This window comes from Methylotuvimicrobium sp. KM1, from assembly GCF_044788715.1.
GTDB lineage: Bacteria > Pseudomonadota > Gammaproteobacteria > Methylococcales > Methylomonadaceae > Methylotuvimicrobium.
Window position 1 is genome coordinate 880,254 of the sequence record NZ_CP173170.1, and the last position, 14,382, is coordinate 894,635.

General features: G+C 49.5%; 14 protein-coding genes. 12 read left to right on the forward strand and 2 right to left on the reverse strand.

The features are described from left to right. From flgC to ACINK7_RS03990, 12 genes are all read left to right on the forward strand, one after another. Positions 1-417: a flagellar basal body rod protein FlgC gene (gene flgC, locus ACINK7_RS03935; protein ID WP_404359992.1), complete on the forward strand. Its 417-nt coding sequence runs from the start codon at positions 1-3 to the stop codon at positions 415-417. 12 nt (positions 418-429) lie between these two features. Beyond that, positions 430-1,098 carry a flagellar hook assembly protein FlgD gene (locus tag ACINK7_RS03940; protein WP_404359993.1) on the forward strand — a complete coding sequence of 223 codons (669 nt, stop codon included), beginning with the start codon at positions 430-432 and terminating at the stop codon, positions 1,096-1,098. A gap of 24 nt (positions 1,099-1,122) precedes the next feature. Beyond that, positions 1,123-2,421: a flagellar hook protein FlgE gene (flgE, locus tag ACINK7_RS03945; protein WP_404359994.1), complete on the forward strand. Its 1,299-nt coding sequence runs from the start codon at positions 1,123-1,125 to the stop codon at positions 2,419-2,421. 22 nt (positions 2,422-2,443) lie between these two features. After that, a complete protein-coding gene (gene flgF, locus ACINK7_RS03950; RefSeq protein WP_404359995.1) occupies positions 2,444-3,187 on the forward strand; it encodes a flagellar basal-body rod protein FlgF in 744 nt (247 codons plus the stop codon). 63 nt (positions 3,188-3,250) lie between these two features. Further along, positions 3,251-4,039, forward strand: a complete 789-nt coding sequence (flgG, locus tag ACINK7_RS03955; protein WP_404359996.1) for a flagellar basal-body rod protein FlgG — start codon at positions 3,251-3,253, stop codon at positions 4,037-4,039. A gap of 9 nt (positions 4,040-4,048) precedes the next feature. Then, complete coding sequence (flgH, locus tag ACINK7_RS03960; protein ID WP_404359997.1) at positions 4,049-4,717, forward strand: flagellar basal body L-ring protein FlgH; 669 nt, start codon at positions 4,049-4,051, stop codon at positions 4,715-4,717. A gap of 32 nt (positions 4,718-4,749) precedes the next feature. After that, a complete protein-coding gene (locus ACINK7_RS03965; RefSeq protein WP_404359998.1) occupies positions 4,750-5,850 on the forward strand; it encodes a flagellar basal body P-ring protein FlgI in 1,101 nt (366 codons plus the stop codon). Positions 5,851-5,862: 12 nt separating this feature from the next. Continuing rightward, on the forward strand, positions 5,863-6,867 hold the full coding sequence (flgJ, locus tag ACINK7_RS03970) for a flagellar assembly peptidoglycan hydrolase FlgJ (RefSeq protein WP_404359999.1): 1,005 nt from the start codon (positions 5,863-5,865) through the stop codon (positions 6,865-6,867). 36 nt (positions 6,868-6,903) lie between these two features. Then, a complete protein-coding gene (gene flgK / locus ACINK7_RS03975; RefSeq protein ID WP_404360000.1) occupies positions 6,904-8,550 on the forward strand; it encodes a flagellar hook-associated protein FlgK in 1,647 nt (548 codons plus the stop codon). Positions 8,551-8,563: 13 nt separating this feature from the next. Further along, positions 8,564-9,472 carry a flagellar hook-associated protein FlgL gene (flgL, locus tag ACINK7_RS03980; RefSeq protein ID WP_404360001.1) on the forward strand — a complete coding sequence of 303 codons (909 nt, stop codon included), beginning with the start codon at positions 8,564-8,566 and terminating at the stop codon, positions 9,470-9,472. Between the two features lie 333 nt (positions 9,473-9,805). Beyond that, a complete protein-coding gene (locus ACINK7_RS03985) occupies positions 9,806-11,134 on the forward strand; it encodes a PepSY-associated TM helix domain-containing protein (protein ID WP_404360002.1) in 1,329 nt (442 codons plus the stop codon). A gap of 115 nt (positions 11,135-11,249) precedes the next feature. Next, entirely contained in the window at positions 11,250-11,717 is a 468-nt protein-coding gene (locus tag ACINK7_RS03990; protein WP_404360003.1) for an MEKHLA domain-containing protein, read from the forward strand. Positions 11,718-11,727: 10 nt separating this feature from the next. Here the strand turns inward: ACINK7_RS03990 and ACINK7_RS03995 are convergent, their stop codons facing one another. Together ACINK7_RS03995 and rlmKL are read right to left on the reverse strand one after the other, a co-directional pair. Next, positions 11,728-12,000, reverse strand: coding sequence for an acylphosphatase (locus ACINK7_RS03995; protein ID WP_404360004.1), 273 nt, complete (start codon positions 11,998-12,000; stop codon positions 11,728-11,730). Continuing rightward, complete coding sequence (gene rlmKL / locus ACINK7_RS04000; protein WP_404360005.1) at positions 11,997-14,189, reverse strand: bifunctional 23S rRNA (guanine(2069)-N(7))-methyltransferase RlmK/23S rRNA (guanine(2445)-N(2))-methyltransferase RlmL; 2,193 nt, start codon at positions 14,187-14,189, stop codon at positions 11,997-11,999. Before rlmKL ends, ACINK7_RS03995 begins: the two co-directional genes overlap by 4 nt. Between the last annotated feature and the right edge of the window lie 193 nt (positions 14,190-14,382).

Here is a 14,382-nt window from a genome sequence, read left to right on the forward strand (position 1 = left end):
ATGAGCTCATTCAGTATTTTCGATATCTCCGGTAGTGGCATGAATGCCCAGTCGCTGAGATTGAATCTAGTCGCTAGTAATATTTCCAACGCCAACAGCGTTAGCAGCAGCATCGATCAAACCTATAAATCGCGGCAACCGGTATTTGCGGCGGAATTGAAAAATATCATGGATAAGCAAAATGCCGCGAGTAAGGTCAATGTATTGGGCGTGGTCGAGAGTCAGGCGCCAGCGGTCATGGAATATGCACCGAATCATCCTATGGCCGATCAGTCCGGCTATATCTATAAGCCCAATGTCAATATCGTCGAAGAGATGGCCAATATGATGTCGGCTTCACGCTCTTATCAAAATAATGTCGAAGTGCTCAATACCGCGAAGGAGCTGGTATTGCAGACTTTACGAATAGGCCAGTAAAAGGAGAAACCAATGTCCATCAATTTTGACGCATTAAAAAATCTGGGCGTTAGAACGTTCGAAGATGCCCCTGTAAAAAAGCAATCGTTAGAGCAGGAGCAATTCTTGAAATTGATGACCACCCAATTGACTCATCAGGATCCCACCAAGCCGATGGAAAATGGTGATTTTTTGGGACAAATGGCGCAGTTCAGTACCGTCAGCGGGATTCAAGACTTGCAAAAATCGTTCGCCGAATTTGCCGGTTCGATCAGTTCGAATCAAGCGCTACAGGCTGCCAGCTTAGTCGGCAGGTCGGTGCTTGTACCCGGTTCGGAAGGCGTATTTTCGCTCAATGATAATATGAAAGGGGAAGTCGAACTGACCGGGCTTACCGATAACCTCATCGTCGAATTTCAAAATCGTAACGGTATCACGGTCAAGCAACTCAATTTGGGGCGGCAATCGGCCGGTAGTGTCGAGTTCGAATGGGATGGCCAATTAGATGACGGGACATTTGCCAATCCCGGTGTCTATCAAATCAAAGCCAGTGCGAGTATCGATAATAAAAATACTGCGCTACAAACCTATGTCAATGCAGGCGTCAATAGCGTCACTCTGGGCAATGGCAGCAACGGTATTCAATTAAGTTTAAACGGTCTTGACTCGGTGAGATTCAACGATGTCAGACGGATTTTTTAGCGTTATTTCATCAGGAGAGCGATCATGAGTTTTGCAACAGGATTAAGCGGCTTGAAGGCCGCATCGACCGACTTGAAGACTACGGGCAATAATATCGCAAATGCAAACACAACGGGCTTTAAAAAATCGCGTGCCGAATTTGCCGATGTTTATGCCAGCAGTTTCGGAGGGGTGCCGAAAACTCAACCGGGTTCCGGAGTACGAGTAACTGAAGTTGCTCAGCAATTTACCCAAGGCAATATCGAATTTACCGAAAATAGTTTGGATTTGGCAATTAGCGGGAATGGTTTTTTTACATTGGCCGATGATGTCAATTCACCGAGACCGACTAGTTTTACACGCAACGGCGCTTTTCAATTGGATAAGAACGGTTTTGTCGTTGATGATCGCGGGCGTTTTTTAATGGCCTATTCGCCGAATGGTACGACAGTCGAGGAAGGTTTCAGTCAAGGTGTATTTCAGCCCCTTTTTATCGATACTTCGCAAGGCTTACCTTCGGCAACTGAAAACATCAATACAAAGATTAATCTCAATGGCAGCTTGGACGCTCCTGCTGTTGCGACTTTCGATCCGACCAATCCGAACAGTTTCAACAATACGACATCGGTTACCGTTTTTGATTCGCAGGGCAATGCTCATACCGCATCGATGTATTTAGTCAAAACCGCGACGCCGAATCAGTGGAATATCCATACTTATGTGAATGGGAGAGGTATCGAGCCGGGCGGTGGCGTTACGGCTGTCGGCGTTACTCCGGCCGCTACACCGATAACCTTTACCGAGTCCGGAATATTGAATTATGTCGGATCGGCAGGAAATACCAGTGTGGACTATGGTCCTATCAACCTTTCATTGATCGACCCGAATATCGAAGTCGATCCGTTGTCGTTCGATATCGATTTTCTCGGTTCAACGCAACTCAGTAGTCCGTTCAGCGTAAACGAATTGAATCAGGACGGTTTACCGGCCGGAAATTTGACCGGTATCGATGTAACAAGCGATGGGGTTATGTTTGCCCGGTTTAGTAACGGTGGGTCAAGGCCGTTGGGTCAAGTTGCAATGGCACGATTTCCGAATGATCAGGGCTTAGCTAAGTTGGGCGATACATCCTGGGGGGAGAGTGCGGTTTCCGGGCAACCAGTGTATGGTGCGGCAGGCGCCAACAATTTCGGCGTCATGCAGTCGGCAGCCTTGGAAAGTTCGAATGTGGATTTGTCCGAGCAATTGGTGCGACTGATTATCGCGCAGCAGGCTTATCAGGCCAACGCGCAAACGATCAGCACTGAAAACACAATCACTCAAACTATTCTGAATATACGGTAATAATTACTAGCAGGAGCCCGTCATGGACCGCAGCCTTTATATCGCAATGAGCGGCGCCAAGCAAACCTTGCTGGCGCAGTCGGCTAACGCCAATAATTTGGCGAATTCGCAGACCGCCGGATTTAAATCCGATTTCGAGCAATTTCGCAGTATGCCGGTATTCGGTCCTGGCTTTCCGACGCGTGTTTATGCGATGTCTGAGAGGCCGGGCGTCGATTTAAGTGCCGGGCCGATGCAAATTACCGGCCGGGATCTGGATGTCGCGATCAACGGCGAAGGCTGGTTGGCGGTTCAAGGTCAGGACGGCAAGGAAGCCTATACGCGGGCCGGTGATTTGCGCTTGACACCGGAAGGCTTGCTACAAACCGGCGCCGGTTTGCCGGTGATCGGTAATGACGGCCCGATTGCAGTGCCTCCCGCTTCCAAGGTGTCAATCATGCCGGACGGCACGATTAACATCATTCCGCTAGGTGAAACGAACGCGGCGAATCAGGTTATCGTTGAACGCATTAAGATGGTTAATCCACCGCTCGACGATCTTGAAAAACAGAACGACGGTTTAATTTATATAAAGAATGGCGGCGTCGCGCAAGCCAGTGCCGATGTTAGGTTAACGCAAGGTGCCTTGGAAGGTAGTAATGTCAGTACGATCGGTGCGATGGTTGCGATGATCGAGCTGGCCAGGAATTTTGAATTGCAAACTAAGGTGATGAAGCAAGTCGATGATAATGCGGGCGTTAGCGCCAAACTGATGCAAATGGCGTAAATTATGCCTGGATCAGATAAAAGAGCCGGTAAAGACGGTAATTCGTCATCATAGGAGGTTATCATGACAGAAAGAGCATTATGGGTAGCTAAATCGGGTCTCGATGCCCAGCAAACACGGATGGCGGTAATCGCCAACAACTTGGCCAACGTTAATACGACCGGTTTCAAGAAGTCCAGAGCGATTTTCGAAGACTTGATCTATCAAAATATTCGTCAAGCCGGGTCGCAAACCAATCAAGGCAACGAGCTTCCCACCGGTTTGCAACTAGGTGCCGGAGTTAGAACTGTCGCTACCGAGAAATTGCATACTCAGGGGAATATGGTACAAACTGAAAACTCCTTGGATGTTGCAATTAGCGGGAGGGGGTTTTTTCAGATTTTGATGCCCAATGGTGACATTACTTATACTCGAGACGGTTCGTTCAAATTGGATTCTTTGGGCCAAATCGTCACGGCCGGCGGCTTGTTGTTGGAACCGGCGATTACCGTGCCGAACGATGCGATCAGTTTGTCGATTACACGGGACGGTACTGTTTCAGTTGTACAACCGGGAAGCCCGGCGGCGGTTCAATTGGGGCAGATTCAAACGGCTGATTTTATCAATTATGCAGGCCTTGAGCCGGTCGGCGAGAATCTGTTTCGCGAAACTGTTGCGAGCGGCCCTCCGGTACTGGGTATCCCCGGTGAAAACGAATTCGGCGCCGTGTTCCAAGGATCTTTGGAAACCTCGAACGTGAATGTCGTCGAAGAACTCGTCAATATGATCGAGACGCAACGCGCTTACGAAATGAATTCCAAGGCGATATCGACGACCGATCAAATGTTGTCCTACGTGACGCAACAACTTTAGGTGATCGTAATGGCGCATTTTAAATGGATAATATTCATATCCTTGTTTGCGGTAGCTTGTACTCCCTTACCGACGCGCGACCCGGCGTTCGCGCCGGTCGAACCCGCCGATTTGCGGGCTCCGGCCCAAAATAGCGGTTCGATTTATCAAGCCAATTACGATATGCGCTTATTCGAGGATCATACCGCCAAACGGGTTGGCGATGTTTTGACAATTCGCTTGGTCGAAAGAACGCAGGCGAAGAAATTATCTGATATGGAAGCTAGAAAAAATACTTCTTTGTCGGTAAAGGCGCCGTTGATCTTAGGAATGGAAGCGGCTCAATTGCTGGGGCATGATGTCGAAACCGAAGTGGCAACAAATCATCAATTTACCGGCGAAGGCGAGGCCAATCAAAGCAACAGTCTAACCGGCGATCTATCGGTAACAGTCGTAGAGGTATTGCCGAACGGTAATTTGAGAGTTCGCGGCGAAAAACGCGTCGCGCTCAATCAAGGCAGCGAATATGTGCGTTTATCCGGCATTGTTCGGCCGGTCGATATCGATGTCGCGAATAGCGTGCTGTCTAGCCGAGTAGCTGATGCGACAATCATGTATACCGGCGATGGAGCGGTTGCCGACGCCAGCAAAATGGGTTGGTTGGCGCGCTTTTTCATAAGTCCGTGGTTTCCGTTTTAACGCATGGAATTTTCCGGTTGTGAGGGCTGGCAATGAAAAAATCAAAGTATTTAATAGTGTTGGCTTTGCTCTGGTTCGGCTTGATGCCAACGGTTCATGCCGAGCGGATTAAGGATCTGGCCTCGGTAGCCGGTGTTAGAACCAACCAATTGGTGGGTTACGGCTTGGTTGTCGGTCTCGATAAATCCGGAGACAGAACCTTATTTACCGGTCAAGCACTGCGCAGTATGTTGGCGCGCTTAGGTTTGACATTGCCGCCGAATATCGACCCCAGGGCGCGTAATGTCGCGGCGGTTTCGGTCCATGCCGAATTGCCGCCTTTTTCCAAGCCGGGGCAAACCATTGACGTGACGGTATCATCGATCGGCGATGCGAAAAGTTTGCGTGGCGGTTCGTTACTGATGAGCCCGTTGAAAGGCGCGGACGGTCAGGTTTATGCTGTCGCTCAGGGGAATCTAGTCGTGGGCGGTTTGAGCGCCGGCGGTTTAGACGGGTCCAAAATTACCATCAACAACCCGGCTGTCGGTCGGATTCCTAATGGAGCAACGGTTGAGAGGGAGGTAGCGACGCCATTTGCCGACGGTCAGTTTCTGGTGTTCAATTTGCATAATGCCGATTTTACCAATGCCAACCGCATGGCCGCAGAAATTAATCGGACCTTCGGGCTGAATACCGCAACAGCGATTGATGCGACATCCGTCAAGGTCAGCGCACCCTCCGATACGTCTCAGCGGGTCATGTTTACCTCGATGGTCGAAAATTTGACGCTTGCGGCAGATGATGCGCCGGCTCGCGTTATTATCAATTCCAGAACCGGAACGGTCGTAATCAACGGAAAAGTGACGGTGCAACCAGCTGCCGTTACGCACGGTAGCTTGACCGTAACAGTTAGTGAAAATCCGCAAGTTGTTCAACCGGCACCTTTTGGTGCAGGCGAAACGGTGGTGGTTCCGCAAACCGATATTATCGTCGAAGAGGAAAATAATCGAATGTTTGTCTTTAATCCTGGTGTTTCGCTCGATGAAATCGTTGCTGCAGTCAATAATATCGGTGCCGCGCCGAGCGATTTGGTCGCCATATTAGAAGCGCTTAAGTCTGCAGGTTCCTTACGTGCGGAATTAATTGTCATTTAGCGGAGGTGGGGCGTGTTGAATCCAGGCAGTGCCGATGTCTATACCGATTTTTCCGGCTTGTCCCGGTTACGAAATCAGGCTAAACAAGAAACGCCGGGGGCGATCAATGAGGTCGCCAAGCAATTTGAATCGTTATTTTTAAACATGGTGTTGAAAAGTATGCGCGAGGCTAAATTGGCCGACAGCATGCTCGATAACGACCAGAGCAAATTTTACCGCGAAATGTACGATCAACAATTGGCCATACATTTATCAGGCAAACCGGGCGTTGGTCTAGCCGATTTAATCGTAAAGCAATTGGGCGGCGAAAAAACCGGCGAAACCGAAAGAATGACGCTTGACGATTATTTGAACAATCCGTTACAGCGATTTCCACCCGCAAATAAGGCTAAGAAGGATGCGTCGGATTCGATGCCGATTTCGTCCGAAGTCAAATCAAGGCTAATAAAAGAAAGCGATCGGCCGATACAATCATTAGAGTCAAAACCCATCGATCGTGAAGGAATAAAATCGCAGGAGCCAATTCGAACAACAAGGCAATTTGTCAAACGCTTGCATGGTTACGCCGAGAAGGCCGCCGCCGAATTGGGTGTCGAACCTAAGGTGCTACTGGCGCAAGCCGCCTTGGAAACCGGCTGGGGCAGGTCGGTGATCAAGCATAAGGACGGCAGCAGCAGTTTCAATTTGTTTAATATCAAGGCGGGATCTTCATGGACGGGCAAGCGGACGAATGTTGCCACATTGGAATACGAAAAAGGTATTCCTCAAAAGCAGATGGCCGGATTTAGATCTTATGATTCTTATCAGGAAAGTTTCGACGACTATGTCCGGTTAGTGAAAAATAGCTCCCGTTACAGTCAAGCATTGAAACATGCAAACAATCCGGGGCGCTACATGCAGGAGCTGCAAAAAGCCGGTTATGCGACCGACCCGCATTATGCGGATAAGGTGATGAGAATTTATCACAGCGATGATGTGGCGAGTTATCAACCGAATGTCGTTGTGGCGATGCAATAATTGAGAACAATGTAATGGTAATAGCAGGGCAATAAGATGAGTGGAATTTTAGGCACAGCAATTTCAGGGCTTATGGCTTTTCAACGCTCGCTGGACACAACTAGTCACAATATTGCCAATGTCAATACCGAAGGCTACAGCCGGCAGCGTACAGAGTTATCAACAATGCCGGCGCAATTTACCGGTGCCGGTTATATGGGCGCAGGTGTCCAGGTTGCCGATATTACCCGGAGTTACGATCAGTTCATTAGCGGGCAGTTACGCTCCAGTGCTTCAGGATTCGGCGAAGCTGATAAATTACAATCGATGGCTAGGCAAGTCGATTTTATTGTTGCCAACGATGAAACAGGGCTTTCGTTTTCATTAAGCGGGTTTTTTAAATCCGTGAACGATGTTGCAGGTGATCCGACATCGATTCCGGTCCGGCAAGTCATGCTCGGAGAAGCAGATTCGCTAGCGAATCACTTTAATATGATGGCGGGGCAATTGGATTCGTTGCGTAATCAAGTTAATGTCGATATGCAATCCATGGTCAATGAGATTAACTTGTTGGCCTCGGGTATTGCCGATTTAAATAAACGCATTGCTTCCAATATAGGCCAGGGTTCCGGAAGTAAAATGCCGAACGATTTGCTCGATGGCCGAGATCTAATGTTGCAAAAATTGGCAAAATTAACCAATGTTTCGGTGGTCGATCAGCAAGACGGTTCGGTTAGCGTATTCATCGGGCAGGGGCAATCGCTTGTATTGGGAATGAATGCATCGACCGTAAGTTTGAAGCCCTCCAATAGCGAGCCAGAGCGCCAGCAAATATTTATCGGCGATCAAAATGTCTCGAAGTTCGTTACCGGCGGACAATTGGCCGGAGTGACGCGTTTTCGCGATGAAATACTCAATCCCGCTCAACAGCAATTGGGCTTGGTTGCTGCGGGCTTGAGCGTACAATTCAATCATATGCATAAAGAAGGCTCCGATTTGAATGGCAATGACGGGCTGGACCTATTTTCGATGGGCACTCCGGAAATTGCTGTAATAGGGGATGATGCTTTTCCCGGAGGCGGTGCCGTCAGCGCGGTTTTCGATCCCGCAACGATTAATCAATTGCAAGCCAGTGATTATCGTCTCGATTATATTGGCGGGAGCTATAGTTTGACGCGCTTGAGCGACAACGTGAATATTCCTATTTCGGGTGCTTTTCCCGAGACGGTCGGCGGTATCGATATTGATGTGACGACCGCCCCAACCGGCGATGCCAGCTTTTTGATCCGGCCGACGTATAATGCGGCTAAAAATATCAAAACCGAAATAAAAGATCCCGCTTTGATCGCAGCGGCGGAGCAAGTACCTCCAGGTGGAACAGCATTGCCGGGCGACAATCGCAATGCATTGAAATTGGCGGATTTGGAGTCGGGTGCCTTCATGACCGGAGGCCGGTCGTTGACGCAGACTTACGGTCAACTGGTATCGCAAATCGGTGTTGCGGCTCATTCGGCTAACGTGAGCCGGTCGGCTCAGGAAATATTATTCAACCGAGCCAACCAAGCGAGAGAAAACCTTGCCGGAGTCAATCTCGATGAAGAAGCGGCTAATCTCATCAAGTATCAAAATTCTTATCAAGCTGCGGCGCAAGCCGTTAATGTTGCGCGCACGGTATTCGACACGATGCTGAACGCGTTCAGGTAGCAGAGGATTAGTCATGAGAGTTTCAACAGTGAATTCCCATCAGTTAAGTCTTAACTCGATGCTTAAACAGAGCGAGCAGCTCAATCAGACTCAGTTAAAGCTGTCATCTGGGAAGACAATTTTGACACCATCGGAAGACCCCGTTGCCGCGGTCAGAATTTTGGATTTTAAACAACGTATCGAACAAACCGAGCAATATCAACGTAATATCGGGACTGCGCGGCAAAGACTTTCTTTAGAGCATATTACGCTAGAAACCGTAACCGATGTGGTTTTTTCGATTCGAGATCTCGCCTTGCAAGGCTTGAATGCTATCAACAGTCCGGAAGAACGGCTTGCGATAGCGGACGAATTGGATAGATTGAACGAACAGTTAACAGGCTTGGCAAACACGAAAAATGCCAACGGCGAATATTTGTTTGCCGGATTGGCATCGCTTGATGCTCCGTTTGAGTATGACAGTGCAGCGACTGCCCCTCCTTTTTATGAATATGTCGGAGACAATACTCGGCGGTTGGTGAAGATCGGCGATGCAAGGCAGATTAGCGACGGCGATGATGGTGCGAGCGTGTTCGGCCCTTCTACACCCGGCGGAGTCGATAATCTGCTCGATATCGTTCGGAAGATGTCGGATGAGTTTAAAGATGATAATCCGCAATCGGCGACCCTGGGAGAAATGGATGTTGCTATGGATAGAATTGCATCCATACAATCATCTGTGGGGATTCGGTTAAACGCGCTGGATCGTCAAGAAATATACAATGACGATATTCTATTGAACATGAAAACGGTATTGTCCGAAACGGAAGACCTCGATTATGCCGAAGCCATTAGTCAATTCAATTTACAAACAATATCGTTACAAGCGGCTCAACAAACGTTTACTAAAGTACAGAGTCTCTCTTTATTCAATTATTTATAGCTTACAGACGAAGTCCAAACTCATTTATACATATCGCTTTAATGCGTTTGCGCTGTATCTTGAGCCTCCAAAAGAGACAGCGATCTGCCCGTATGGGATAATCCTCCTGTTTATTTAGCATAGTAACGTTAATTATCAAAGAGAGCTAACCATAACCAACAGATTATGGAATTTAGGTGCTGGGTGAATACGTCCATGTAGGCTCGACGGCGGCTCCCTGCCGCCGACGCCTGTCGATCGAGCAACCGCACCCTCTCCGGAACCGGTATTGTGTTGAATATCAAAAAATTAGATAAAGAATCCAAATCTACGAACTTTCACAGAAAGGTTTTCATGCGGCGAATTATTCTGCGTCTGCCGGGACGAAATGTCTGGTTGACTCTTCATCTTTACCTGGCGTTAAGCTTGGGTTTGTTATTCGTATTGATCGGGCTAACAGGTAGCCTTAGCGTTTATCGTGAGGAACTGGACGGTTTTTTGAATCCAAGCCTCAAGGTAGAAAACCAAGCCGGCAATTATTTGCCGCTCGATCGCATCATGGCTTCGGTCAAAGAGGCCCATCCGGCAAGGCATGGGCCATGGACATTGGAAATGCCGCAAACGTCGAGCGGCATGGTAACCGCTTGGTATGAAAAACCGCACGAGACTATCGGAGAACTCTATGCGCCATTGATGGTTTCGGTTAATCCGTATACCGGGGAGGTTGTTGCCAGTCGGTTTTGGGGGCGTACGCTAACGACTTGGTTGCACGATCTACACACGCAGCTTCGGCTTGATCGTCGCGGTTGGCGACTGGTCGGCTATCTCGGCTTGTTGTTCGGCGTTTCGATTCTAACCGGAATCTATTTATGGTGGCCGGGCAAAGGGCGATTTTTGCAAGTCTTTAAGATTCGTTATCATTCGGGGATTGTGCGTTTGGCATTCGATCTACATCGGATGATTGGCTTGGTCGGTGCGTTATTGTTACCGATGCTGATCGTTACCGGACTCCATTTGAGTTTTCCTTCCGTGTTGGAAAATTTGACCGGTTCCGATAATTTGGGGCATGGTGATCAAGGCCCCCCGATTCGCAGTACTGCCGTTCCGAATGACAGGCCGGTTACGATGGAAGAAGCTGTGTTATTGGCCCGCGGTCCGTTTCCGAAAGCGAAACTCAGGCGCATCACGACCCCGGCGGGAGCAGTCGGAATCTATCGGGTCGATTTGCGCCAAAATGAAGAAATCAATCGAAGACATCCTTTTACGACCGTGTGGGTGGACCGCTGGAGCGGCCATATTAAGGCGGCGCGCGATCCCTATAGTTTTACATCCGGTCAGGCATTGACCATTGCTATCTGGCCGATCCATACCGGCGAAGCGCTGGGGCCCTGGGGAAGATTTCTATGGTTTATAGTCGGGTGGCTTCCGCTGATACTTTATGTCAGCGGATTGATGGTTTGGTTACGTAGAAAAGGCTGGTTTAGAGACCGACCGGTGAACGTGCCGAATTTTCGCCCTTTGCGGTCTTATGTGCTAAAAATAGGGCAACGCATCGGTTTCGAGGGGAGGCGTTGGGCCGGTTTATTGGTTCGCTATATCGAGCGAAACGAGCCTCAATTTAGAGTAAAAGCGCAAAAGTTATGGCGGCGCTGCCTTGAATTTGGATCCGGGTTATCGAAATAAATAATTTTAGCCCGGAATATAAAGAATCATTCTAAAATCGGCAGTTTAACCATGTAGCCCGGATTGCGCTACGCTCTTTCATATTCTTCATGGTGAAATGCTTTTTCTAAGATCAATGGAAAAACCTTCGTTTAATAATCATTTTTTAGCAGAACATGCCGCCTTACTAGGCGATAGTTATAATCGCTTGCTCGGTAAACCGCTGATTAACGGCATTTGCGGGAGTCAGCAATTTGCCGAAGCTTTGTTTCATGCACCATTCGCCGTGGTTTCGCACGACACCGCCGAAGATCCCGGGTTTAATTATGCCAATGCTCAGGCATTGACCTTATTCGAAATGAATTGGGATGAATTTACTCGAACGCCGTCCAGGTTATCCGCGGAGCCGATCAATCGGCAAGAACGAAGCCGTTTGTTGAAGAAGGTAGCAGAACAGGGCTATATCGATCATTATCAAGGCGTGCGTATTTCGAGTTCCGGAGCCCGTTTCATGATCGAAAATGCCGTGGTTTGGAATCTGATCGATCGACACGGAAACTATAAAGGCCAAGCCGCCTGCTTCAGCGATTGGCGCTTCTTGTAAAGTAAACTTTTCACCGAATCTCAAAGCCGCCCGGCAGATCGATGCCCGCCAGTTCTTCTGTTTCGACATGATCGACCCGTGCCATGATCGGCCCTCTATGACACCAACGCACTAATTTTTCGACCGCCTCGTTGGAGCCGGCCGCGACTACTTCGACTCGCCCGTCCGGCAGGTTTTTCGCGAATCCTGACAGTTGATGCTTCTTCGCTTGCTTTTGCGTGAAGGCGCGGAAATAAACGCCTTGCACCCGGCCCGATACGAGTATTCTGACTTGTTTAGTCATTCGCTAATCCTCCAGCAATAATGAATCTTCGGATTTCTGGCAAAGTCTTCCGGAATCGTCGCCGGCGTAATGTCCTCTGTCACCAGGTCCGATAAAGCCTCGGTATCGAGTTTAAAACGCCTGAAATTGGTCGAGAAATACAGCACGCCGGCAGGCGCCAGCAAGGCTACGGCGTTTTCGATCAATTCGACATGGTCGTTTTGAATATCGAAAACGTCGTCCATGCGCTTGGAGTTGGAAAACGTCGGCGGGTCCAGAAAGATCAGGTCGTATTGACGAGCATAAGGCTGTTTGGCTTCATTAGCCAGCCATTCCAAACAATCGGCACGGATGAATTCGTGATCGCCGCCGGCGACATTCAAGGCCAGGTTCTGCTCTGCCCAGTCTAGATAAGTTTTCGACATATCGACCGTGGTGGTCGATTTCGCACCGCCGACCGCGGCATGCACCGTTGCGCTGCCGGTATAGGCGAACAGGTTTAGAAAACGCTTGCCTTTGGCTTCTTGTTGGATGCGCAGCCGCATCGGACGATGATCGAGGAACAAACCCGTATCGAGATAATCGGCGAAATTGACGCGCAATCGACAGCCGCCTTCCCGGATGACATGGAATTCGTTGTTGTCGCCTTGTTTTTCGTATTGATCGGAGCTTTTTTGCTTGCGCCGTATTTTAAGAAATACCTGTTCTTTCGGGATGTCGAACAAATTTGGAATTTCAGCCAAGACACCGGCCAAGCGTTGGTCAGCCTTGTCCGGGTCTATCGATTTCGGCGGTTCGTATTCCTGTACGACGATCCAAGTCTTATCGCCTTGGTACAGATCTACCGCGACCGCATATTCGGGCAGGTCGGCATCGTAAACCCGGTAACAATCGATCCGGTTTTGCTTGGCCCATTTGCTCAGTTTTTTCAGATTCTTTCTGACGCGGTTCGCGAACATTTCCGCCCCGGTATCGCCGCTGCCGGTCACGCTTTCCGCAATTTGCGCGAGGCGTTCGTCGCGGTTTTTCGGCTTCGGAATGAAAAAGGCCGTATCGGCTATCGTCATGCGCAGCAATTTACATTCGAGCGCGCCGTTATAAAGCGTGATCGGTTTTTGCGAACGAATCCCGAGGCGGAATCCGAGTTCGGGATCGCTGACGATCAGCGCGGCTTGCCAGCCGGCAAATCCGGCTTTCAAGGTGTTTCCGAAATTTTGATAGAGCTCGGCGGTTTCTTCCGCGTTGCCTAGGCGTTCGCCGTAAGGCGGATTACAGACCAATAAACCGGGCGTCCAGCCGGCGGCGGGCCGCGCATCGGCGATCTCGCGCCGTTCCAGATGAATCTTTCCGTTGAATCCTGCGAGCTCGATATGTAGCGCCGCCGCATTCAGGCTATGTCTGCTTTGATCGAAACCGACGATCATGGGCAATGTTTTCAATCCTTCGAATTTACGTCGTTCAGCCTCGTCGAACAGGGTTTGCCAAAGTTCGGGGTCATGCTTTTTCCAGCCGCTAAAACCGTAATGTTTGCGCAGCAATCCCGGTGCAATATCGGCGGCAATCATCGCACCTTCGAGCAAGAGCGTGCCGGAGCCGCACATCGGGTCGATTAGCGAGCCGCTTTGTTGCGCGATGGCGGGCCAACCCGAGCGGATCAGAATTGCCGCAGCCAAATTTTCCTTGATCGGCGCTTTGATGTTGATATCGCGATATCCGCGTTTATGCAAACTCTCTCCGGATAGGTCGATGCTTAATTGCGCCTTTTCGCCGTGCAGATAAACATTGATGCGTAGCGAAGGTTGCTCGGTGTCGACCGAGGGACGTTTGTTGAATTTCGCGCGCATTTGATCAACGATCGCGTCCTTGACCTTGAGTGCGCCGAAATGTGTGTTGTTGATCGCTTTCGAGTTTTTCGCGCTGAACGTGACCGCGATCGAATCGTCCGGCTTCATGTGTTCGAACCAGTTGATTTTTTTGACGCCGCGATACAGGTCGTCCTGGCTGTTGACATCGAAAGTATCGAGTACCAGCAAGACTCGGTTGGCGATGCGCGACCACAGGCAGACCCGGTAAGCCGTTTCAAGCGTACCTTCGAACGCGACGCCGGCAACGGTTTGTTTGATGTTTTGCGCGCCCAGCATGGACAGCTCGTCGGCAAGCAGTTGCTCCAAGGCTTTCGGGGATGTCGCGAACAGTGAAAATGAGGTCATTATTAAGTTAAGTTCCGTATGGGTTCGCACGCGAAAAGTGAGAACTGGGTAATAAAAAGCATAGTCTGAGCGAGTGCGTCGAGTATTTCAATTCCAAATGATCGGCTAAGACGACTAGAATAGCCTGAATAATTGTAAAGCATGCACTAATGTAAGTGGATTTTTTGCTCGTTCCCATCGCTTCAGCATGGGA